Source organism: Niveibacterium microcysteis, assembly GCF_017161445.1.
GTDB lineage: Bacteria > Pseudomonadota > Gammaproteobacteria > Burkholderiales > Rhodocyclaceae > Niveibacterium > Niveibacterium microcysteis.
This window is the reverse complement of record NZ_CP071060.1, coordinates 1,242,205-1,263,755: the sequence shown is the minus strand read 5'-3', so window position 1 is coordinate 1,263,755 and position 21,551 is coordinate 1,242,205. Positions and strand designations below refer to the sequence as shown.

General features: G+C 62.3%; 19 protein-coding genes. 11 read left to right on the top strand and 8 right to left on the bottom strand.

Going from position 1 to position 21,551, the window contains the following annotated elements; genetic code table 11:
• The first annotated feature begins 108 nt into the window (after positions 1 to 108).
• The gene (locus JY500_RS05845; protein ID WP_172204050.1) at positions 109 to 522 is read left to right on the top strand and encodes an Hsp20/alpha crystallin family protein; all 414 of its coding nucleotides are present in this window, start codon (positions 109 to 111) and stop codon (positions 520 to 522) included.
• Positions 523 to 619: 97 nt separating this feature from the next.
• A complete protein-coding gene (gene argB / locus JY500_RS05840; protein WP_172204052.1) occupies positions 620 to 1,510 on the top strand; it encodes an acetylglutamate kinase in 891 nt (296 codons plus the stop codon).
• Between the two features lie 87 nt (positions 1,511 to 1,597).
• On the opposite strand, the gene JY500_RS05835 is transcribed toward argB, so the two are convergent.
• The 4 genes from JY500_RS05835 to JY500_RS05820 form a co-directional block, all read right to left on the bottom strand.
• On the bottom strand, positions 1,598 to 2,308 hold the full coding sequence (locus tag JY500_RS05835; protein WP_206255465.1) for a tetratricopeptide repeat protein: 711 nt from the start codon (positions 2,306 to 2,308) through the stop codon (positions 1,598 to 1,600).
• A gap of 131 nt (positions 2,309 to 2,439) precedes the next feature.
• Positions 2,440 to 3,282: a hydrolase 1, exosortase A system-associated gene (locus tag JY500_RS05830; protein WP_206255464.1), complete on the bottom strand. Its 843-nt coding sequence runs from the start codon at positions 3,280 to 3,282 to the stop codon at positions 2,440 to 2,442.
• Positions 3,279 to 4,112: a hydrolase 2, exosortase A system-associated gene (locus JY500_RS05825; protein WP_206255462.1), complete on the bottom strand. Its 834-nt coding sequence runs from the start codon at positions 4,110 to 4,112 to the stop codon at positions 3,279 to 3,281. Before JY500_RS05825 ends, JY500_RS05830 begins: the two co-directional genes overlap by 4 nt.
• A 2-nt stretch (positions 4,113 to 4,114) precedes the next feature.
• Positions 4,115 to 4,363, bottom strand: coding sequence for an acyl carrier protein (locus JY500_RS05820; RefSeq protein ID WP_172204060.1), 249 nt, complete (start codon positions 4,361 to 4,363; stop codon positions 4,115 to 4,117).
• 125 nt (positions 4,364 to 4,488) lie between these two features.
• Between JY500_RS05820 and JY500_RS05815 the strand changes: the two genes are divergently transcribed.
• The 9 genes from JY500_RS05815 (at position 4,489) to JY500_RS05775 (ending at position 16,871) form a co-directional block, all read left to right on the top strand.
• The gene (locus JY500_RS05815; RefSeq protein ID WP_206255461.1) at positions 4,489 to 5,700 is read left to right on the top strand and encodes a DegT/DnrJ/EryC1/StrS family aminotransferase; all 1,212 of its coding nucleotides are present in this window, start codon (positions 4,489 to 4,491) and stop codon (positions 5,698 to 5,700) included.
• The gene (locus JY500_RS05810) at positions 5,685 to 6,917 is read left to right on the top strand and encodes a glycosyltransferase (protein WP_206255459.1); all 1,233 of its coding nucleotides are present in this window, start codon (positions 5,685 to 5,687) and stop codon (positions 6,915 to 6,917) included. Before JY500_RS05815 ends, JY500_RS05810 begins: the two co-directional genes overlap by 16 nt.
• 86 nt (positions 6,918 to 7,003) lie before the next feature.
• Positions 7,004 to 8,068: a GNAT family N-acetyltransferase gene (locus JY500_RS05805; RefSeq protein WP_206255457.1), complete on the top strand. Its 1,065-nt coding sequence runs from the start codon at positions 7,004 to 7,006 to the stop codon at positions 8,066 to 8,068.
• Position 8,069: 1 nt separating this feature from the next.
• Positions 8,070 to 9,383 (top strand): 3-deoxy-D-manno-octulosonic acid transferase, encoded by a 1,314-nt coding sequence (locus JY500_RS05800; RefSeq protein WP_206255455.1) that lies wholly within the window; start codon positions 8,070 to 8,072, stop codon positions 9,381 to 9,383.
• Entirely contained in the window at positions 9,380 to 10,825 is a 1,446-nt protein-coding gene (locus JY500_RS05795; RefSeq protein ID WP_206255454.1) for an oligosaccharide flippase family protein, read from the top strand. Before JY500_RS05800 ends, JY500_RS05795 begins: the two co-directional genes overlap by 4 nt.
• A 23-nt stretch (positions 10,826 to 10,848) precedes the next feature.
• Positions 10,849 to 12,105: a polysaccharide pyruvyl transferase family protein gene (locus tag JY500_RS05790; RefSeq protein WP_206255452.1), complete on the top strand. Its 1,257-nt coding sequence runs from the start codon at positions 10,849 to 10,851 to the stop codon at positions 12,103 to 12,105.
• A gap of 115 nt (positions 12,106 to 12,220) precedes the next feature.
• Complete coding sequence (locus JY500_RS05785) at positions 12,221 to 13,816, top strand: acyl-CoA ligase (AMP-forming), exosortase A system-associated (protein ID WP_206255450.1); 1,596 nt, start codon at positions 12,221 to 12,223, stop codon at positions 13,814 to 13,816.
• Entirely contained in the window at positions 13,813 to 15,054 is a 1,242-nt protein-coding gene (locus JY500_RS05780; protein ID WP_206255448.1) for a pyridoxal-dependent decarboxylase, exosortase A system-associated, read from the top strand. Before JY500_RS05785 ends, JY500_RS05780 begins: the two co-directional genes overlap by 4 nt.
• A complete protein-coding gene (locus JY500_RS05775; RefSeq protein ID WP_206255447.1) occupies positions 15,051 to 16,871 on the top strand; it encodes an asparagine synthetase B family protein in 1,821 nt (606 codons plus the stop codon). Before JY500_RS05780 ends, JY500_RS05775 begins: the two co-directional genes overlap by 4 nt.
• A 4-nt stretch (positions 16,872 to 16,875) precedes the next feature.
• On the opposite strand, the gene JY500_RS05770 is transcribed toward JY500_RS05775, so the two are convergent.
• From JY500_RS05770 to JY500_RS05755, 4 genes are read right to left on the bottom strand one after another with little or no spacing between them, the layout of a single operon-like run.
• A complete protein-coding gene (locus JY500_RS05770) occupies positions 16,876 to 17,832 on the bottom strand; it encodes a polysaccharide deacetylase family protein (protein WP_206255445.1) in 957 nt (318 codons plus the stop codon).
• Positions 17,829 to 19,133, bottom strand: coding sequence for a putative O-glycosylation ligase, exosortase A system-associated (locus JY500_RS05765; protein WP_206255443.1), 1,305 nt, complete (start codon positions 19,131 to 19,133; stop codon positions 17,829 to 17,831). Before JY500_RS05765 ends, JY500_RS05770 begins: the two co-directional genes overlap by 4 nt.
• Before the next feature lie 9 nt (positions 19,134 to 19,142).
• The gene (locus JY500_RS05760; protein WP_206255441.1) at positions 19,143 to 20,336 is read right to left on the bottom strand and encodes a glycosyltransferase family 4 protein; all 1,194 of its coding nucleotides are present in this window, start codon (positions 20,334 to 20,336) and stop codon (positions 19,143 to 19,145) included.
• Positions 20,333 to 21,550 carry a TIGR04063 family PEP-CTERM/XrtA system glycosyltransferase gene (locus JY500_RS05755; protein ID WP_206255439.1) on the bottom strand — a complete coding sequence of 406 codons (1,218 nt, stop codon included), beginning with the start codon at positions 21,548 to 21,550 and terminating at the stop codon, positions 20,333 to 20,335. Before JY500_RS05755 ends, JY500_RS05760 begins: the two co-directional genes overlap by 4 nt.
• Position 21,551: the final 1 nt, after the last annotated feature.

The following is a 21,551-nucleotide window of genomic DNA, read 5'->3' as shown; positions in this document are numbered from 1 at the left end:
ATCGCAGCGTCCATATCCTTGCACATGCGGCGACCGGCTCTAGATTCAGAGTAGGAACAAGGGCCGAATACGGCCCGGCATTCCTGAATCACAGCAACGGAGGACATCATGGCCAATCTGATTAGACATGATCCGCTGGACGACCTCTTCCGTGGCTTCTTCGTACGCCCGGTGGAGTTTGCCCAAGATACCGAAGCGCCGAGCATCAAGCTCGACGTGAAGGAAGCGGCTGAGAACTTTACCGTCCATGCCGAATTGCCCGGCGTGAAGAAAGAGGACATCCATGTCCATATCGACGGACCGATCGTGTCGATCGCCGCCGAACGCAAGGAAGAAAAAGAGATCAAGGAAGGCGAGAAAGTGCTGCGTACCGAACGTTACTTCGGCAAAGTCAGCCGCAGCTTCCAGCTCGGCACCGACATTGATGACGCTCGTGCGGTCGCCAAATTCAACGACGGTGTCCTTGAATTAACGCTGCCGAAAAAGGCCACGACGCAAGCGCGCCGCCTGACAATCAACTGATCCTTACAAACTCATCCCCCGCGGCGGAAGGCTTAGGCCTTCCGCCGTTTTTGTTTGCGCTAAACTCGCGCAGTTCTTTCCGTTTCCTGGAATCGCAATGTCCGACCTCGAATCCCTCGCGCCGGCGCTCAAGGCCAGCGTGCTCGCCGAAGCGCTCCCCTACATCAAGCGCTTCTTCGACAAGACCATCGTGATCAAGTACGGCGGCAACGCCATGACCGATGCGAACCTGAAAGACTGCTTTGCGCGCGACGTGGTGCTGCTCAAGCTGGTCGGCCTCAATCCGGTGGTTGTTCACGGCGGCGGCCCGCAGATTGATGACCTGCTCAAGCGCATCGGCAAGCAGGGTCAGTTCATTCAGGGCATGCGGGTTACCGACGAAGAAACCATGGATGTCGTTGAGATGGTGCTCGGCGGCCATGTGAACAAGGAAATCGTGAACCTGATCAACCGGCACGGCGGTAAGGCGGTTGGTCTGACGGGTCAGGATGGCAATTTCATCCGCGCCCGCAAGCTGCTGATGCCAAACAAGGACAAGCCGGAAGAGATGATCGACATCGGTCTCGTCGGTGAAATCACGTCGATCGACCCAAGCCTGATCAGTTTCCTCGACCAGGGGGACTTCATCCCGGTCATCGCGCCAATTGGCGTCGGCGAAGAGGGCGAGACATACAACATCAATGCCGACGTCGTCGCCGGTAAACTGGCGGAGATCCTCAAGGCAGAGAAGCTGGTGCTGCTGACGAACACGCCCGGCGTGCTCGACAAGGATGGTCACCTGCTGACCGGCATCACGCCACGTGAGATCGACGAAATGGTCGCGGACGGCACGCTGTCTGGCGGCATGCTTCCAAAGATCCACTCGGCCCTGGAAGCCGCTCGTAACGGCGTGCGTTCGGTTCACATCATCGATGGCCGTGTCGAACACTGCCTATTGCTTGAGATCCTGACCGACCATGGCGTCGGTACGATGATCAAGAGCCGGTGATCCGGCGCGTCTCGCTAGCGAAACGCCATCGAGAAAAACAAAGGGCCACGCAAAAACGTGGCCCTTTGTTTATCGCCCGCTTGATGACTAGGGCATCTTCGGCGGTGCTGCGGCAGCGGGTGCTGACTGTGGCACTACGGGTTGCGACTGCGATGCTGCGGGCGCCGACTGCGCCGCGACCGGGGCAGACTGCCCTGCCGCTGGCGGTGGCATATCGCGCCACGCCCCCGCACGCTTGAGCTTCTCCCGCAATCCCGGCAGCGGGTAGTTCAGCGCATAGGCCTTGTGTGCATAGCGCAGTGCGTCGTCATAGCGCTTCAGCTCAAAGTACGCCAAGCCGAGGTTGTAGTACAGGTTCGGGTCTTCGGTCTCAGCTTTCTCCGCCTGCTGGAACAGATCCACCGCCTCCTGCTGCCGCCCGGTCTTGAGCTTGTAGATTCCCCACAGCATCTTGACCACCGCGTCGTCCGGTCGCCAGCGGGCTCCGCGCTCAAACCAGCAGTCAATGCTGTAGCGCGACCCCACGGGCTTCGTCTTCTTCTCTTTGAACGAGAGGTTCATCATCGCCAGCAACGCGCGATGATGGTTCGGGAACGCACGCAGCGTGTAGTCAATATCGTGCCCGGCGGTAGTCGAGGTCTTGCCTCTTACTAGGGCCTCAACTTCCGGCGTGAAGTGCGCCCCCTCGACAAGCTGGATATTGCTGTGCCCACCGTCACTGCCGACCGTCTTGCCGACTTCGCTACGGTAATCAAACGGACCAAAGGCATTCGCCAATTCGCCGCACATGAAACTCATGGACTCGTCCGCAAACGTAGCGCTCGCAGCCGTCACCATCGCGAAACAAAGCAGGGTTCGTATCAACTGAGCACACTCCAGTGAGAATTTCGGTTCTGGCACAGGGCAAGCGCGACGGGTACCCGCACGGATCAGTCCGGGAAGTTGGCGTTCAACCAACCGCTCGTCGCGTTTTCCACGTCAGCGCGCCATGCGGCAGACGAAAACGTGTGATTCGCCGCTTCGATCGCATGGCGCGTGATCTGGCATCGCGCGAGGCCTTTTGAAAGGTAACCGGACTCTGCGGCACGCAGGAACTCGGCTGCTGTGAAGTCGTTACCGGACGTAATCAGAAGGATCGGCTTTCCAAATCGCGCAAGGCTCACGCCGAGGCGGTCCGGCAGGCTGTTTGACGGTTCGGAATCGCTTACATTGCGCGCACGAGCGCTGCGCCAGTTCGCGACGAATTCACGCAGGCGCCTGAGCAGATCCATCTCTCCGCTGAGCAGCTTGCGCCAGAAATCTGCCGACATGAAGCGCTTGCCATAGTAATTTGAGACCAATGCTGCAGCTTCGCCCGCGGTCGTTCGCACCCAAGGGTTGAGCATCACCAGCCCACTAACCCCGGCACTCTCAGCTGCGTAGAACGCGGACGCGGTCGCGCCATCGCATAGCCCCCACAGCACAACATGCTTGATCGACGGCACGCGCGTGCGCAACGATGCCACTGCAGCCCCGATGTCGTCCGCGACGCGCTCGAAATCACGTTGCTCGCCAGAGGAATCGCCCATTCCGCGGTAATCGAACCGCAAGCACGGTACGCCTGCCGCCGCCAACGCGCGAGCAAGCAGTACAAACTGGCGGTGCGAGCCCACGCGTGTCTGCGGCCCGCCGACGACAATCACTACGCCGACGGACGCTGGTACCGGCGGCATCGCGAGGATCGCCGTCATCGGAGTGCCGTCGCAATCAATCAGAAGCGCTTGTTCGATCACGCGGCCGCTCCGGATGTAAGGCGGCCCAGCATCGAAACGAGCGCTGCGGGGAGCCCCGTAACCGTCTCGATTTCCTGAGTCTGCCAAAAAGCGGGCCCGACCAGCGCTTCCGTTTGAATATCGGCGCCTTTCGCACTCAATTTCTCGATTGTGCGCGCAGTGGCTGGCGGCAGATCGCCCCCCGCGACACTACCAATCTCGATCCAGCCTAGCCGCGAGGCGCCACCAAACAGGTCGAACTCGCTCGCTTCCATGCCGGCTGCAAGCGCTGGCGACAAACCGTAGCCGGCAATCTCAACGGTTTCGCCGCGATCGAGCCGCTCGCGAAGCCCGCGGGTGTCAATCCGCGCACTGGCATCTGCTCCCAGTTCGCCGGCAGCCCCGAGCCGCAAAAACTGCGTCAACGCCATCTTTCCCGAGATCACAGGATTGATCAGCACAACGGCGTCGGCAGTCAGCCCGCGCTGGAGAGCTCCAGCCAGCAGGAGCGCACCGAACCGAACGCCACACAACACTATGGGCGTATTACCGGGCGCCGCCTCGCAGAAACGCACAACGTCAGCAAGCCAGGCATCCCAGTCCGCATCGGCGAAATCGCCCGCACTGTCGCCGGTCCCGAACACGTCGCCCAGCAGCACCTGCCAGCCAGCCCCCGCTGCCGCGCGGGCACATTCGCTCAACATGCGCCGCGACTTGTTGGCCTCTTCTGCAAAGGGCTGCAGCAATATCAGACGCCCGACCGGTGCCGCACGCGGGGAAAAGCTCAGGATGAAACGATCGCCACCCGGCCCCGGCAGAAAGCCGGGCTGGCCGACGATGGCAGACGACACGGTCACGACAGTTTCGCGTCGATCAACTTGGCGAGGCTCCCAAAACTGGCGAACGAGGTGCCATCAATCTCGTCGTCGTCGAAGACCAGCCCAAAACGCTCTTCGATCGCGCCGATCACGCCAACCACTGCCATCGAGTCGAGCTCGGGCAAGGCCCCCAGCAAGGGCGTCGCGTCATCAAAGGCCGCAGCGCGGCCACCCAGACTCAGCAGCTCATCAAGAATGGCTGCAAGTTCCTTGCGAATATCCAAGAGATTCCCCAAAACCGTGAACAGGCAGGCGCCAAGGACTTAACGGCAACCCAGATTGCAAGGCCCGTATTATAGGGATCCGAGGGGTGTGCCCTCGTGACAAACTGCAAGCACAAACCTTCACGATGCCCGTACCGCTCCGCGCCCTACCCGTTCCCCGGCTTCCGGTACTCTCCTGGCGCTACTTTCTCGACCGGCGCGCCTGCCCGCTGCCGGCCGTCACCGACGCCGGGCCGGCACTGCCCACGACAAGCGGAAGAGCCGCGATTGCCATTGCGCTGAAGGCGCTGGGCTGTGGTGCAGGGCAACGCGTGTTGGTGCCCACCTACCACTGCCCCACGATGGTGGCCCCCATCGTTGCGCTGGGCGGGCAACCCGTTTTCTACCCGATCAACGCCGACGGCTGCGCGAAACTCGATGTGCTCGAGCAACTGTTGAAAGACGGCGCCACGGCAGTCATCGTCCCGCATTACTTCGGTTTGCCGCGGCCGATGCGTGCGATACGCGCGCTCTGTGATCGATACCGCGCCGCGTTGATCGAAGACTGCGCGCACGCGTTCTTCGGTCGGGTGGACGGGCGAGGCATCGGCGAATGGGGAGATTTCGCGATCGCGAGCCTGACGAAGTTCTTCCCGGTTACCGAAGGTGGCTGCCTGATCCAGCACCAGACCGCGGCACGCCGGGTGAGCCTGGGGCGTCGATCACACAGCGTAAACCTGAAAGTCGCGGTCGATGCGCTGGAACTGGGCGTAATGCATCATCGGCTCGCGGGGCTGAATGTGCTGCTTGGCGGACTTGTGCGCGCCAAGCATCGCCGCAAAGGCGAGCCCACTCAAGCCCACCTCACGCCGGTAGAACCGATCGACTTGCACACGGCGACCGCGCGCGCAGAAGCGGACTTCGCGGAACATGCGCTGCCATTCCGCAAGATCGCGGCGGTCGCCTGGCGCATCGTGAAAGCCGGAGGTACCGGTCGCATCGTCGCGAGGCGCCAGGCTAATTTCAACCGCCTCGCGGAGCAGCTCTCGCAGCTGAAAGGGGCTCGTCCTCTGGTCATGAAGGCGGGCGAAGATGCCGCGCCCTACGTGTTTCCGCTCTGGGTGGACGACCCCGAGCGGGTTTATCAAGCCGTGCGCCGAAGCGGGGTGCCCGTGTTTCGCTGGGACGATCGCTGGCCAGGTACGCCAGAACTGATCGACGACGCGGGCGGCGAATGGTCCCGTCATATTTTCCAGATCGGCTGCCACCAGGACCTGAATAGCGCGGAACTTGCATGGATCGTTCAAACGCTCAAGCAGATCATCGACGAAGGAGCAGCCCCGTGCGCAGGGTGCTGATGGTTGCGTATCACTTCCCGCCCTTGGCGGGGAGCAGCGGCATTCAGCGCACGCTGCGCTTCGTCCAGCAACTCCCGCAGCACGGCTGGGAGCCGATCGTGCTGACAGCAAATCCGCTCGCCTACGATCAGACCAGTAGCGATCTGCTGGGTGAGGTTCCGACGAGCACGCCGGTCCACCGCGCCTGGGCGCTGAACACTTCCAAGCACCTGGCGATTGGCGGACGCTACATTGCCAGCATGGCGAGGCCTGATCGTTGGGTAAGCTGGCGTCTTGCCGCGGTGCCACTCGGCATGCACCTGATCCGCAAGTATCGGCCGGATGTCATCTGGAGCACCTACCCGATCGCGACTGCGCATCTGATCGGTGCTCGGCTTGCGGCGCGCAGTGGCGTTCCTTGGGTCGCGGATTTCCGTGATCCGATGGCCCAATCGGGCTATCCGGCGGACCCGGAAACCTGGAAGCAATTCAAGCAGATCGAAACCGAAGCCGTCAGCCGTGCTGCGCACTCGGTCTTCACAACACCTGGCGCCGCGGACGAGTACCGACGTCGCTATCCGAATCACGCCGGCAAGATCGCGGTCATCGAGAATGGTTACGACGAGTCGAGTTTCAGCGCTGCAAGCAACACCAGCGCGGCGCTCGAACCCGGCAAGTTCACGCTGCTGCATAGCGGCATCGTCTATCCCTCAGAGCGCGACCCTCGACCACTGTTCGCCGCGCTCGGACGCTTGAAACGCGAGGGCGTGATGACCGCCGAGCATTGGTCGATCCGCTTCCGCGCGTCCGACAATGACGCGATGCTTTCCGAACTGGCACGCAAGTACGACATTACCGACCTGATCAAACTGCTCCCGCCAATCCGCTACCGCGAAGCGCTCAGCGAGATGCTATCGGCAGACGGTCTGCTGGTCATGCAAGGGCGAGGCTGCAACGCGCAGATCCCAGCCAAAGCGTACGAATACATCCGCGCGCGCAGACCAATCCTTGCGCTCGCAGACCCGGTGGGTGACACCGCGGGTCTGCTGCGCAACGCCGGCGTACAAACGCTGGCAGCCCTGGAGGACGAACACGCCGTCGAGGGGGCGCTTCGGCAGTTCAGCGAACTCTTGCGCAATGGCAACGCAAGCGTCGCATCGGATATGGTGGCGCAATCGCACTCTCGCGAATCGCGCACCCTGGAACTCGCAAGGCTTTTCGACCAGATCGTCGGTTGATTTCCGCGCGCAAGTGATTTGTTCCTTGGCACTTCGAACAACGCGGCACTACGATCGCGGGCCTCGTAAAGGAGTCTTCGTCCATCATGACGATCGCATGGTCACTACAGCCGGCGAAAGCGTTTCCTGGCCTCTGCGCCGACTGGGACGAACTGGCGCAAAAGATCGGCGACCTGCCGTTTCTCGAATCGATCTTCTTGCGCCCGCTGCTTGAAACCTTCGGCAAGGGTAACGAACACATCGCGTTCGCGCGGCGAAACGGTCAGATCATCGCCGCGGCGATCCTCGAACCCAAGGGGCTTGCGCAATGGCAAACCTTTCAGCCATCTCAGCTCCCGCTTGGCGCCTGGATCGCCTTGCCCGGTGAGTCACTCGACGTCCTTACAAAGGCGCTCGTACCAGCATTGCCCGGACTGAGCCTCGGCCTCGGCATCACCCAACTCGACCCCTTGTTTTGCAAACGTCCCGACGATGCGGCAAACCTGCGCTCGCTCGACTACATCGATACCGCATGGGTCGACGTGCAAGGCGAGTTCTCCGACTATTGGAACCAACGCGGCAAGAATCTGCGCACCAACGTCAAAAAGCAGAAGACCAAGCTGGCGGCCGATGGAATTGAAGCGAAGCTCGATATCCTTACCCGGCCCGAGGATGTCGCGGGTGCAATCGGGGAATACGGCCGGCTTGAAGCGAGTGGATGGAAGGCCGAGACCGGCACTGCTGTGTCGGAAGGCAATGCACAGGTTCAGTTCTACAGCGCCACGATGGAGCGCTTCTGTGCCGCCGGCCGAGGACAGATCTGGCGCTATCGCTTCGGCGACGCAACTGTCGCCATGGATCTTTGCATCAGCGCCGGCAATACGTTGGTAATCCTCAAGACTGCCTTCGACGCAGCACACAAGGCCGTGTCACCCGCCACGCTTATGCATCACGATGCATTCAACGCGGTCTTCGACGCAAAGCAGATCCGACGCATCGAATTCTATGGCCGCGTGATGGAATGGCACACGCGCTGGACAACCGAGTCGCGCAAGCTCTTCCATGTGACTGCGTTCCGTTGGTCAACCCTGCACCGCCTTCGCGACTGGGTGGCTGCAAGGCGCAGCAAAGCCATGGACGAACCCCAAGCGGCGAGTGAATCCAATGCTTAGCATGACGCCGCGCCCGCTGTCGTTGGGCCTCAAACTTCGCTGGCAGCTCTTCAACTTGATGTCGCGAATCGCAGAGCGTTCGCACGCGCTGACTGAAGCGCCCCCAGCACCGGAAGCGGCGAAACCATCACTTTGGGTTTTCGTGTCAACGATTGGCGAGTTACACGCCACGGCGCCGTTCCTCAACGCCCTCATCGAACTCGCAGCCGCTGATGGCCAAGAGATCGTTCTGTTGACCGACCGGGATGGCTACGCCGAGTCGTACCGGAGCCTCCACCCGTCGGCCCATGTCGTCCGCGTGACCGGTAGTCAGTTCCAGGCCGAGGCGCTGGCAGCGACGCTCCGGCCAACCTTGTTCGTCATCGCCGAGATCCCCTGCTGGCCGTCCGATGCGCCATGCCGCCTGCCCTTCGGTTTTCTATACGAAGCGAAACGCCTTGGCGCCGGCACCGCGCTCATAAATGGATGGCTCTACGGCTATCCCACCTCATGCCGCGCCGACGCGATCGAACGAAAGCTATTCCAGCGAGACTGGCTACGCCTGATTGACGTCGTTTGCGCCCAGAATGAACGGGTTGCGAACACACTGCGTGACGCAGGTGCAAACCTCGTCCACATCACCGGCAATATCAAGTTCGACGCACTCGAGACGCTACCGCGCGCCTTCGAGAACACCCGCAGCCCGCGCCTGCTGCAGTCGATTCAGTCATCAGGCCGCCCAACGGTGGTGGCGGGCTGCGTCACCGAGGCCGACGAGCGTGATCTGGTGCTTGCCGCGTTCGAGCCACTTGCCGTAGCCGTGCCGCGCGCCCTGCTCGTGCTGGCGCCGCGCCATCCGGAAAACCCGAAGGTCATGCAGGCCCTGGGCAAACGACTGAACGCCAGCGGGCTACCTTTCGTACGTCGCGCGGAACACGGGGACCAGGCGCTCGATGATGACGTGAAAGTCCTCGTGCTCGACACGATGGGCGAGTTGCGCGACTTTTATGCGCTGGCCTCGATCGCCCACGTGGGCCGCGACCACAACATTCTCGAACCGCTCGCTTACGCCTGCCCTGTCAGCGTTCGGCCTGGCTGGAACAGCACCTACCCGAGTTTCCCGGTGTACGAAATGACGCGCGACGGCGGGTTGCTGATCGAATCCGACGACCCCACAACGCTCGAAACACTCTGGCAATCGCTGCTGACAGACAGCGGCCGGCGCAAGCAGCAAACCGACCGAATGCGCTCGTTGCTTGAACACGCACAAGGCGCCACGGAGCGCACTTGGTCGGCCATGCGTAGCGTCTTTCCGATCACTCGGGAGCACGGATGACCACTGTTCGTCAGGCGCTCGGCCTGGCTGCAACGCAACGCCTGCTAGCTTTTGCCATCAACCTCGTCACCACGATGACGATCGCTCGGTTGATCACGCCGGCCGAGAGTGGGATCTATTCGCTGGCAGTGGGGCTGGTTGCCATCGTTCAGATGTTCCGTGACTTCGGTGTCGGCGAGTACCTCGTCCAAGCACAAGAACTCACGGAAAAGACGATCCGCTCGGCTTTCGGCATGTCGTTGCTGCTGGCATGGACGCTCGGCGGACTACTCCTCGCAGCCGCAATTCCCGCCGCCCATTTCTACAAGGAACCGGTCGTCGCCAACGTCGTGCGCATTCTGTCGATCAACTTCTTCCTTGTGCCTTTCGGCTACATCACGCACGCGCTCCTGACTCGGGAGATGCGCTTCGGCACCATGTTGATCATCCAGACCAGCAGCGCCGCAGTCGGCTCCGTCGCTGCAATTCTGTTGGCTTGGCGTGGTTTTGGAGCCATCGGGCTTGCCTGGTCACTAGTCGCCGCCATGGTGGCCAACACACTGATGCTGCTGGCGGTTCGTCCGGCAAGCGTCGCTTTCAGGCCCGACTTTTCGGCGTGGCGAAAAATCGGCGGCTTTGGCATCTACAAAACAAGCGGCATGCTATTGGAACAACTCGCGCGCCGAACGCCCGACTTCGCACTTTCTCGCTCGCTTGGATTCGCGGCCTCAGGGCTCTATAGCCGTGCAAACGGGTTGGCCGACACCTTTGGCGACTTCGTCGTCGGGACGGTATATCGTGTAGCGCTACCGCAGTTCGCGAAGATCAAGAATGAGGGCGGTCCGCTGGGGCCGACGTACATCGAAACATATCGGATGTTCGCGTGCATACCGCTCTCCTTTTTCAGCTTCATGGCCCTCTACTCGGAACCGGTGATCAACGTCCTGTTCGGGCATCAATGGTTATCGGCCGCGCCAGCCATGTCGCTCATCGCGATTGCCGGCTTGCTCTCGACGCCTGTCATGCTGGCGGCCCCTGCACTAACCGGCACGGGGTCGATCGACAAACTGTTCCGGGCACAATTGATTGCCAATCCGGTTCAAATCCTGGCGATAAGTTTCGCTGCGGCATTCAGCATTGAGGCCGTCGCGCTCTGCATGTGCGGGATGAGCCTTCTACGCGTTGCGCTGTATCACCAGCAAATCAAGCGCGCGCACAAGGTTCCCTTGTCAGCCGTCCTCAGCGCGCTAGTGCCAAGCCTTACAGTAGTCGCCTGTTCGTTGGTGGCACCAGTATTATTCCTAGCTTGGTCCCGCAGCCACAACATTCCCGCATTAGTCACGGCGACCGCAGGCGGCACGATCTTTGTCTCCGGATGGCTCGCCAGCCTGTACGCGCTGAAGCACCCCTACCGGGCGGAACTTGGCCGGATGTACCGTCAGCTCCGATCCGGACGCGCCTGACCGTCAAGCTGACGGGCTGCCGCATGCAGAATAGACAGAAGACCCTACTGCTGCTTAACACGGGCGCCGGCGAAAACCTCGGCGACCGAGCCATGCTCACAAACACCGTGGGGCGCTTGCGAGCGCAATATCCGGATTGGCAACTGCTCGTCAGTGCGCGAACCCCCGGTTTTTTGGTCGAAGAGTTCCGGCTCGAACGCGTGAGCTTCATGATTGACTGCCTTAGCCGTTGGGGCCTTCGGCCAAGTTCTGCGGTCCACGGCTCACGCCTGACTCAACTCTTATACGCCACGCTTGGCACGACCGAATTCGTCCTGCTAGCGCTGGTCGCGCTGGTTTGCAAAGCCGCATCTCGGCGCCCCTTGGGCCGTTTCATGGAGGCTGAGTTCATTCGAACCTTGCTGGATGCCGACGCGGTGCTCTTTGTTGGCGGAGGCTACCTGACTGATCAAGGGAAACTAGAGTGCCGTGCACTGCTGACTACGGGCCTGCTTGCAATGTACTTGAGGAAGCCAGTCATCTTGAGTGGCCAGGGTCTGGGACCGTTTTCGACGCGGCTTACGCGGTGGTTGATGCGGCGCGTCACCAATCATGCGGAGATGATCGGTCTACGCGACTCAGGACACGGGAAGAGTCTTCTGGTCTCGCTTGGCGTCTCTACGGCAAAAGCCGAAACCGTCTGCGACGATGCGCTGACCTTGTCGCCAAGCTATATCGCGCAGTCGTTGCCCAAGACCATCGGTATCCACTGGCGCGTCTCTCCACATCAAGCAGACACGCAGCGAGTACAAAATGTCCTGGAGTGCATGCTCGACAAGCTTGCCTGCGACGGCTGGACAATCCTGTTGTTCCAGTTTCATGAGCGCGAAAAGTACGAGGCGAGCATCTATCGGCAATGGCTATCGTCTGGGCGGTGGCCCTCGGCTCGCTTGATAAAGGATCGCGATCCCCGGGTGCTGCGGGCGGAGATCGCGAGCTGTACCGTCGCGCTGGGCATGGCCTACCATTTTTCAGTGTTTGCACTAGCTGCTGCGGTGCCAGTGCTGGGGCTCTGGCACAAGCCGTATTACCGCGACAAGATCGGCGGTCTCATGACCGCGTTTGGGCACCCGGAGTGGGCGTTGGATGACCGGGTGATCTCGCCCGACTCGCTATACGAAACGCTGACCAAGATGGCCGCGTCGGACTGCCGACCGGCTCTTGTGAAACGCGGAAGCGAATTGGCGGCCCTTCACGAAGACTGGCAAACACGGGTCGACACTCGCCTGTCACAGATTTGAAGCGCTCGCGGCGTTGCCGGCGCGCAGTGTTGCCGTCGCGCCGTGCCAAGCCGCACAAGCGCCCCCACGCTCGCGCACTAGAATGAAGCCTTGTCTTCCGGGCTCCCCGCAGATCATGACGACATTGCTGCACCAACTCCCCTGCGTTTGGTCAGACCGCGCACCAGAAAGGCCCGCGCTCACGTTTTCCGGGCAGACGCTGCACTACGGCGAACTGGCCGAACAGATCGAGCGCTTCGCCCACGGCGTTCTGGCGCTAGGCCTGTCACGTGGCGAACGCGTCGCAATCTGGCTCGACAAACGGCCGGAGACGGTTGTCGCAAGCTTCGGTGCCACCGCGGCGGGCGGCGTCTTCGTACCGATTAATCCGCTGCTGAAGCCTGAGCAAGTCGCGTACATCCTCCGCGACTGCAACGTGCGGATTCTCGTCAGCTCGCCGGAACGCCTGGCCTTGCTCGACTCGGTCTTGTCCGACTGTCACGATCTGCGTCATCTGGTTTCTACCAGCACCTCACCAACGCTTGCCTCGCCGCAACCGGCGACGACTTGGGAGGCATTGACGAATTCAGCTGCCCGAACGCCGCATCGCGTCATCGACAGTGACATGGCGGCGATTCTCTACACTTCGGGCAGCACCGGGCGGCCCAAGGGTGTCGTGCTATCGCATCGGAACATGGTCGCTGGCGCGAAGAGCGTTGCAAGCTATCTGCAAAACACTGCAGACGACACACTACTGGCCGCACTTCCGCTCTCCTTCGATGCAGGCTTCTCGCAGCTGACCACCGGCTTTGCGGTAGGCGCGCGCGTCGTGCTCCTCAACTACCTGCTCCCGCGCGATGTCATCAAGGCGATGGAACGCGAGCAGGTTACCGGGCTGACAGCGGTCCCTCCGCTCTGGATTCAGCTCACGCAGGTCGAATGGCCAGACGCGATCCGAAGCCATTTGCGCTATTTCGCCAACACGGGTGGGCGCATGCCGCTCGAAACGCTCAAAGCGCTGCGCCAGCGCGTGCCGGAGGCCAAGCCCTTCCTGATGTACGGCCTGACCGAAGCCTTCCGCGCCACCTACCTTCCGCCTGAGGAGGTTGACCGCCGCCCGGACTCGATCGGCAAGTCGATTCCCAACTCCGAGGTCATGGTGCTGCGAGAAGACGGCACTCCTTGCGCGCCGCAGGAACCCGGGGAACTGGTCCAACGCGGTGCGCTGGTTGCAATGGGTTACTGGAATGACGCCGAGAAGACGGCCGAACGCTTCCGGCCATTGCCGTCAGGCGTTGCCGGGCGTGAGAGTGGCATCGTGCTACCGGAGATCGCCGTATTTTCGGGCGACACCGTCCGAATGGACGAAGAGGGCTTTTTGTACTTCATTGGTCGCCGCGACGAGATGATCAAGACCTCGGGCTACCGCGTCAGCCCGACCGAAGTGGAAGAAGTCATCTACGGCACACAACTGGTCGGCGAGTGCGCAGCGTTTGGCGTCGAGCATCCGACGCTGGGCCAGGCCATCGTACTCGTCGCGTGCGCACCCGCTGGTCGTACCCTTGATCAAGCTGCGCTGCAAACCGAATGCCGTGCACGACTGCCCGCATGGCAAGTGCCGGCGCACATTGTGATCCGCGACGGCGCGCTGCCCCGCAACCCGAACGGCAAGATCGACCGCAAAGCGCTGTCCGCCGAATTTCAGACCTTTTTTCTAGACGCCACAAAATGAGCGAAACGCGAACCCCGCCGCGCCACGTCGAGATGAGCCAGTTTCCGCACGAAGGCGGCGAGCTACTGGTCGGTGGCATACCGTTGAGCCGACTTGCGGCACGCGTGGGGCAAACTCCCTTCTACGCGTACGATCGCGGCCTGCTTGCGGCGCGGGTCGATACGCTTCGCAGCACCCTGCCCGCCGGCATCCAGCTTCACTATGCGATGAAGGCCAACCCCATGCCGGCACTGGTGAGCTTCATGGCGCGGCTCGTCGATGGGCTTGACGTCGCGTCGGGACGCGAACTGCGCGTGGCACTCGATACCGGCATGGACCCGAGCGAGATCAGCTTCGCCGGGCCAGGCAAAAGCCTCGCGGAGCTGGAGCAGGCAGTGGCCAGCAACGTACTGCTGAACATCGAGTCGGCGCGCGAAGCTCGGCTTCTGAGCGATATCGGTGAGCGGACCGGCTGGGTTGCACGCGTCGCAGTGCGAGTGAATCCGGACTTTGAACTGAAGAGTTCCGGCATGAAGATGGGCGGCGGACCGAAGCAGTTCGGCGTCGATGCCGAGAGCGTGCCTGCGCTGCTCGCCGAGATCGGCCAACTGGGTCTGCAGTTCGAGGGCTTTCATCTTTACGCCGGGTCGCAGAACTTGCGCGCCGAATCCATCGTCGAGGCGCAGCGCAAGAGTTTTGAACTCTGCGTGCGCCTCGCCGAGTCGGCCCCCTCCGAGGTCAAGAGCTTCAATCTCGGCGGCGGGTTCGGCATTCCGTACTTCCCGGGTGAGGGCCATCTGGACCTGGCGCCGGTCGCCGACAACCTTGCACAGCTTCAGCAGGAAGCGGCCGGCAAGGCGCCAGGGGCACACCTTGTCATCGAACTCGGGCGCTACCTCGTCGGGGAGGCCGGCGTGTACGTCGCCCGCGTAGTCGAACGCAAGCTGTCGCGCGGCCATGTTTACCTCGTTACCGATGGCGGCATGCATCACCACCTGGCCGCATCAGGCAACTTCGGCCAAGTGATCCGCAAGAACTATCCGGTTGCGATCGGAAACCGCATGCGTGCGGGCGAAACTGAAAATGTATCGGTCGTTGGCCCGCTCTGCACGCCGCTGGACTTGCTGGCGGACAAAATGGACCTTCCGCCGGCGCAAGAGGGCGATCTGGTGGTCGTTTTCCAGTCCGGTGCCTACGGCTTCACGGCCAGCCCGCGCGACTTCCTATCTCACCCGCAGCCGCTTGAGGTGCTGGTATGACGGCCCGCCTCAACCGGCTGGTCTGCCGCTTCGATCCTGCTCAGATCGACTCCAGTCGCGACCTGCCTGCCGCGTTAAGTGATGCGTTAGACATCACGTTGCCTGGCCTCCAGCTTCAAGCTGCGGGGCCTGATATTCGTTTTGACCGGTCGAGCCGGCAACTCGTGGTGCAAATCGGCCGCCCCACGGTGCAAGACCCCGCTCTCGCTTCGGCCTATGCAAGCGCCGGTCCGTCGGCGTTGCTTGACGCGTTGATTAACGATCCGATCGGGCTCGCCAACAGCCTGGGCGGCCGCTTCGCATTGCTTTGGATCGACCTCGATCGCGCTCGCCTCGGCTGCCTCAACGATCGCTTCGCCACCCATCCACTGTGCTGGGCCGTGGAAGCCTCAGCCATTGCCGTAGCGTCGCGCGCAGATGCGGTCCCGATCAGACAGAGGGAAATCGATCCGCAGGCGATCTTCGATTACCTCTATTTCCACGTCATTCCTGCGCCAAGAACGATATTTCGCGGCGTTGCGCGCCTGGAGCCCGGCCACATGCTCAGCCGCGACAGCGTCGGGCTTCGCGATACGCAATGGTGGCAACCGCGTTTCACGCAAACGCCTGTCAGCGATATCGACACGCTAAAGGCGCAGTTCGTCGGCGCGATCCGTGGGGCCGTCGAACGGGAATCATCGGGGTCCGGACGCGTCGCAGCCTTCCTTTCTGGCGGAACGGATAGCTCAACCGTCATCGGCATGCTGCGTGACGTCTCCGGTGAGCAGCCACGGGGCTACTCGATCGGTTTCGACACCGCGGGCTACGACGAAATGGAGTACGCACGGATTGCGGCCAAGGCTTACGGCGTCGACCACCGCGAGTACTACATCACGGCACAGGATCTCGTCAGCCATATCCCTACCGTCGCAGCCAGCTACGACCAGCCGTTCGGAAATTCGTCAGCGCTGCCGGCCTACTGCCTTGGACTGATGGCACGTGCCGACGGTTACGACAAGCTGCTCGCGGGCGACGGCGGCGACGAACTCTTTGGCGGCAACGCGCGTTACGCGAAGCAAAAGGTTTTTGAACTCTACCAAGCGATTCCCGCCGCGATACGCAGCAGTCTGATCGAACCAGTTGCGGGCGCCGGATGGGCAAGCCGCATTCCCGGCGTAAGCAAGGCCTGCAGCTATGTCGAGCAGGCACGTATGTCGCCGCTCGCTCGAACGGAGCAATACAACCTGTTGCAACGTCTCGGGCAGGACTCGGTGCTCGGCCCGCAATTCCGCGCCCTGACTGACGCCGACGCGCCGCTTCAATTGCGTCGGCGCGTCTGGGATGGCGTGCGTGCCGACACCGTGCTCGATCACGAGCTCGGGTTCGACTGGCGTTTCACCCTCGCCGACAACGACTTGCCGAAGGTGATCGGCACGACCTCATTGGCAGGGCTTGATGTTGGCTTCCCTCTGCTGAACGAGGATCTCATCGCAATCGCCTTGTCGCTGCCTGATGCGATGAAACTCAAGGGTTTCAAGCTTCGCTGGTTCTTCAAGGACGCACTGCGGGGCTTCCTGCCCGACGAAATTCTGACGAAGAAGAAGCACGGCTTCGGCCTCCCCTTTGGCCACTGGGCCTTGTCGGACCCCGCCTTGCGCACGCTCTCGCGCGATTCGGTGCATGGGCTAGTAGACCGCGGCATCCTGCAGCGAGGCTTCGTCGATGCGCTCTTCGGTGAGCTGTTGCCCGCCCATCCCGGCTATTACGGTGAGATGGTGTGGATCGGCATGATGCTTGAGCAGTGGCTACGCGCCAACGCGCCAGACACCCGTTTCTAGCCCGTTATACCAGCGCCTCGCGCAAGGGTTGCGCGAGGTTCTGTGCCATCCGGATCCCGAAACGAAGGCGCCCCGCGTCCCAAGGCGTGAACCGACGCAGCTGGAAGATATCGTCACCGGAAGCAGAGGCCCCCCAGGCCGTCGACACCGCTGCATCGAAGCCAAGTTCGCTTACGAGCGCAACGTGCTCGGGCAGGTAGTCGCGCCCGGGCTTACCGTTCGGATAGGCAAACAATGGCACGCGCGCGCCGATCAGCCGCTCCAACACGTCACGCCCGCCTCCAATCTCTTCCCTCGCACGCGGCAGCGAGATCTTCGCCAGGATCGGGTGGCTCACCGTATGCGCACCGATCGCGAAACCAAGCCGGTGTAGCTGAACGACCTGAGTACTGCTCATCATCAGATCGGTCGGCAGCGTCGTGTGAGCGGCGCGCGCCACGTCAACGACAGCCTGTTCCCGAGCAGTGGGTTCGAGGTACTTGATCTGGTCGATCAAGCGCAACGCAGCCGCTTCCCGCCCTCGCCAGTCCGCCAGGGAGAAGCGGCCCCACTGCGGGGTGTCGAGAACATCGAGCGGCGAACGGCGCACCGCTTCGATCAAACCGTCGTTCCACATGCGCCCACCATCGAGATAGCCGGTGGCAACGAAGAAGGTGGCATGCAAGCCGGCCGCCTGCAAGATGGGCGCGGCGACGGTCAGGTTGTCTGCATAGCCGTCATCGAAGGTAATGGCGGCAGCGCGCGCCGGTAAGGCGCCGTCGCTCAGGCGCCTTACCGCCTCGTCCAAGGGCAGCACATTGAACCAGCGCTTGATCCAGCCCAGCGTGCGCGCAAAGCGCTCAGCATGCAGTTCGCCCGGGAACATCGGATCCGGCGTCGGAGCAACCCGGTGCCAGATGAACACCGACAATCGCGCACGCGTGCCCCGAGGCGACAATACGGTCAGGCCTGCACGGATCATGTGGCGGCTTCCACTCGTTTGGCGGATCTGTTTCCAATGAGCGGCGCGTCGGCAGGCTCAGTCAGCCATGCACGCTCGGCAACCCAGCGCCGCGTAAGCGCCGTCAGCACCAGAAGGTTATACGGAAGGTCAAAGTACGCGAGGCTGAGGAACGCGCCGCCAACCAGATAACCGACCAGCGCCACTTGGCACATCGACCCCAGATCCCGTGCCCACCGCGCCTCCGGCAGGTCCTGAGTGTGCTTGCGCAGCCATGCGCCATCGCGCCAAACCATGAACCACAGCAGCAGGAACAGGAACAAGCCGACGAAACCATGCTCGCCCAGCACCTGGAAATAAATGCTGTGTGCCGCATGCACATCGGTCGGATCGGGGGCGTACTGCTGGAACACGATCAGCGAATAGATCTGGAAACCCCCGCCGAAGAAGCGATCACTCGCCAGGTTCCAGGCCATCCACCAGGCATTGATCCGGCCCATCGCTGAGGCGTCTTGCTGATACTCGCCGATGGTGTGCATGCGCGAGCTCCACTGCTCGGGCATGAAGGCGACCAGCCCGACGGCTGCAACGACCATGACAATGCCACCGGCCAGCTTGTTCGGACTGCGCAACCAGAGGAACCCGGACATGGCCGCGATGGCCAGCAGCGCACCGCGTGAGTGGCTACCCACTGCCGCAGCCGCGGTCAAGAGCATCGCCAAAGTAAAGGCGTGCCGCTGCCACTTTTTGTCGGGCGCCAATTGCAGTTGCAGGTAGCGCATCAGCGGAATCGTGATGATCATCGCGAGCGCGATTTCGTTGTTGCCTTCGATGAAGGATTCAGCCGGGCCCCAGACGCGGAAGTTGCCGCCGGTGGCAATCGTGAATAGGCCGCCCTTGACACCAAAGAACCCGATCGAAAACACGATAGCCCAGGTCAGCCACTGAATATGCGCGCGCGTTCGCAACAGCATCAGTGCGACGAGAATCATGAAATCAATCTTCATGACACGGGTGAACATCTCCCAACTCTTATCCTCGAAGATTGAGAACGGATAGGTGATGCACATCCAGATCATGAACATGAGCAGCACGGCAACCGAGGGCGAGATGAAAGGCTGACGCTTCTCTCGCGTGAGCGTCAGGCCGATCAGGGTGCAGCCGGCCATCAGCGCAGCAACGGGCAAGTCTTCAAGCCGCCAGGTCAGGCGGTGGGGGTTCATGATCGAGATCCAGGTCCACCCCATCACGCCGATCCATGGTCGACGCAGCGCCGCCAAGGCAAAGCCAAGGATGAGAAGCAGGATCAGTATGTCACGCATATTTGCGCCTCACGCCGCCGCACCGCTGATGCGGGAAAAGAGATCCACCTGCGCCTGTGAGGTCGGCTCCCAACCGAAGTTCTCTGCATAGCGGCGCACCGCGGCGCGGTCGGGCGAACGCTCGAAGAGTCGCTGTACAGCTTGAGCAATGCTTTGCGCATCGCGTCGGTCGACCAGTTCGCCGGCCTCCGGCGCAGCGACGACCTCCGGCGTACCCCAGATCCGCGTCGCCACCACGGGCGTACCGCAGGCCATGCTCTCAAGCAGGACGTTCGCCCAGCCCTCGCGGCTCGACGCCAGCACGAGGGCATCCGCAGCGCTGTACCACTCGGAAAGCGCGGTATTGGGTTGCGCCCCAGCGAAGAGCACGCGGCCCTGACGCCCCGGCAGCGCAGCCGCTTCATGCAAACGCGCGCGCTCCTCGCCGTCGCCCACGATGACAAGGCTGGCATCAGGCAGGTGATCCAACGCCTCAATCACTAGATGATGCCCCTTGCGTTCGACCAGATGCCCGACCGACACCAGCAACCGCCCCTGTATCGGCAAGCCTAGTCGCGCTCGGCATTCAGACTGCGAGCGCGGCGAGAAGCGCTGAAGATCGACGCCGTTTCGCATTACATGGAGACGGCTGTCGTCCGCCCCCATCTCGCGCAGCACATCGAGCAAAGCGCTGCAGACTCCGATCGAGCCAGCCGCCTGCGCCGCGGCCCACTGAATCATGCGCCGCGGCAGGGGGTAGCACGGGATCAGGTTGAGGTCGGTGCCGCGCGCGGTAATCACGAACGGCTTCTTGAACCAACCCGCAAGCATGGCGGCCGCCACGCCGTCCGGGTAGTAGTAGTGCGCGTCGATCAAGTCGAAATCAAAGCCCTCGCGCAGCAACCGGGAAACCGTCGCCCGCGCACCCAGCGCAAGGGTCAGCGGTGCAACGGTCATCCCCACCTTGGGCGGTAGCAGGTAGCGTGGATGCCAGATCTTGACGCCATCGCGCTCTTCGTATGCCGGGGTCGCGGCCATGCGCGCCCAGTCGCCGAAGCGTTCAGCGCGCGACGGGAACCATGGCACCGGCGCGACGACGCGCGTTTCAACCTTGCCGGTCTTGAGCAGTTCGCGCAGCCGCGTTTCGACAAACACGCCATGTGTCGGCCGCGCGACGCTTGGATAAAGCGTCGAAAACAGCAGGGTACGGATCGGCCGACTCACGCGCAGACAGGCCCGGCAACCAGCCTACGGTAAATTGCCTGATAGCGCGCAACGCTGTTTCGCCAGGTCCGTTCGCTTTCGACGAACTGCCGGCCAGCTGCGCGCAAGGCGGGCCAGCGCTCTGGCGACGCCAGCAGACGCGACACCGCGTCAGCAAGCGCAACCGGGTTGCCGGCGCGGAACAACACACCGGTCTCGCCGTCGCGGACAAGCTCACGATGGCCGCCGACGTCCGACGCGACGAATACACGTTGCTGCGCCATCGCCTCCAGCGGCTTGAGCGGCGTCACAAGCTCGGTAAGCCGCATCGGGTGTCGCGGATAGACCAGCACATCGACGAGGTCGTAGTAGCGGCCGACCTCTGCATGCGGCACCCGCCCGGTGAATATCACTTTGTCACCCAAGCCCAGGGTCTCCGCCTGACGCTTCAGCGCAGCATCCTGCGGACCACCGCCGACCAGCAGCAACCGCGCCTTCGGGCGTCGCGCGAGAATATCGGGCATCGCTTCAAGCAACAGATCGAGCCCTTCGTAGGCATAGAAGGAACCGATGAAACCAAGCACCTCGGCGCCATCGAGCCCGAGCGACTGTTTGAGTGCGAGGTCCGGGGCCGCCCCTGCGTCGAACGCCTCCGCGTCGACCGCGTTCGGAATCACCGTGACCCGCTCGGCAGGAATTCCGCGCGCAACGATGTCCGCACGCAACCCCTCGCAAATGCAGGTGACATGATCCACGCGACGCAGCGCCCAGGTCTCCAGCGCACGGGTGGCGCGGTAACGCAGGCTGCCCTCCTGTGTGGTGCCATGATCAACCGCAGCGTCCTCCCAGAACGCCCGCACTTCATAGACCACAGGCAGCCCATGTCGGCGCGCAGCACGGATTGCGGGAATTGCGTTAAGGACGGGCGAATGCGCATGCAGGACCTGCGGCTTGAGCTGAACAATCAACTCGTCAATCCGCCGTTCCAACTGGCGCATCAGCTCCAGTTCGCCCAACAGTGGCTTGCCCGACCACGCTGCGGTGGGCATTGGTGTACGAAAGAACCGCAGGCCGTCGACCGTTTCGTCCGCAGCCGCGCATGGCCCCTGTTTTGGCGAGGTCACATGGAAGGTCTCCCACCCCAGGCGGCGCTGCTCGCGAAGGATCGCCGCAGTTCGGAAGGTGTAGCCGCTGTGCAGCGGAATGGAGTGGTCGAGGATATGAAGAACACGCATG

Bases quoted from the DNA above. Each gene is read 5' to 3' on its own strand.
- JY500_RS05800 (WP_206255455.1), top strand. From the start codon at position 8,070: ATGACGCCGCGCCCGCTGTCGTTGGGCCTCAAACTTCGCTGGCAGCTC.
- argB (WP_172204052.1), top strand. From the start codon at position 620: ATGTCCGACCTCGAATCCCTCGCGCCGGCGCTCAAGGCCAGCGTGCTC.
- JY500_RS05815 (WP_206255461.1), top strand. From the start codon at position 4,489: ATGCCCGTACCGCTCCGCGCCCTACCCGTTCCCCGGCTTCCGGTACTC.
- JY500_RS05780 (WP_206255448.1), top strand. From the start codon at position 13,813: ATGAGCGAAACGCGAACCCCGCCGCGCCACGTCGAGATGAGCCAGTTT.
- JY500_RS05775 (WP_206255447.1), top strand. From the start codon at position 15,051: ATGACGGCCCGCCTCAACCGGCTGGTCTGCCGCTTCGATCCTGCTCAG.
- JY500_RS05765 (WP_206255443.1), bottom strand. From the start codon at position 19,133: ATGCGTGACATACTGATCCTGCTTCTCATCCTTGGCTTTGCCTTGGCG.
- JY500_RS05845 (WP_172204050.1), top strand. From the start codon at position 109: ATGGCCAATCTGATTAGACATGATCCGCTGGACGACCTCTTCCGTGGC.
- JY500_RS05805 (WP_206255457.1), top strand. From the start codon at position 7,004: ATGACGATCGCATGGTCACTACAGCCGGCGAAAGCGTTTCCTGGCCTC.
- JY500_RS05835 (WP_206255465.1), bottom strand. From the start codon at position 2,308: ATGAGTTTCATGTGCGGCGAATTGGCGAATGCCTTTGGTCCGTTTGAT.
- JY500_RS05785 (WP_206255450.1), top strand. From the start codon at position 12,221: ATGACGACATTGCTGCACCAACTCCCCTGCGTTTGGTCAGACCGCGCA.
- JY500_RS05790 (WP_206255452.1), top strand. From the start codon at position 10,849: ATGCAGAATAGACAGAAGACCCTACTGCTGCTTAACACGGGCGCCGGC.
- JY500_RS05795 (WP_206255454.1), top strand. From the start codon at position 9,380: ATGACCACTGTTCGTCAGGCGCTCGGCCTGGCTGCAACGCAACGCCTG.
- JY500_RS05755 (WP_206255439.1), bottom strand. From the start codon at position 21,550: ATGCGTGTTCTTCATATCCTCGACCACTCCATTCCGCTGCACAGCGGC.
- JY500_RS05770 (WP_206255445.1), bottom strand. From the start codon at position 17,832: ATGATCCGTGCAGGCCTGACCGTATTGTCGCCTCGGGGCACGCGTGCG.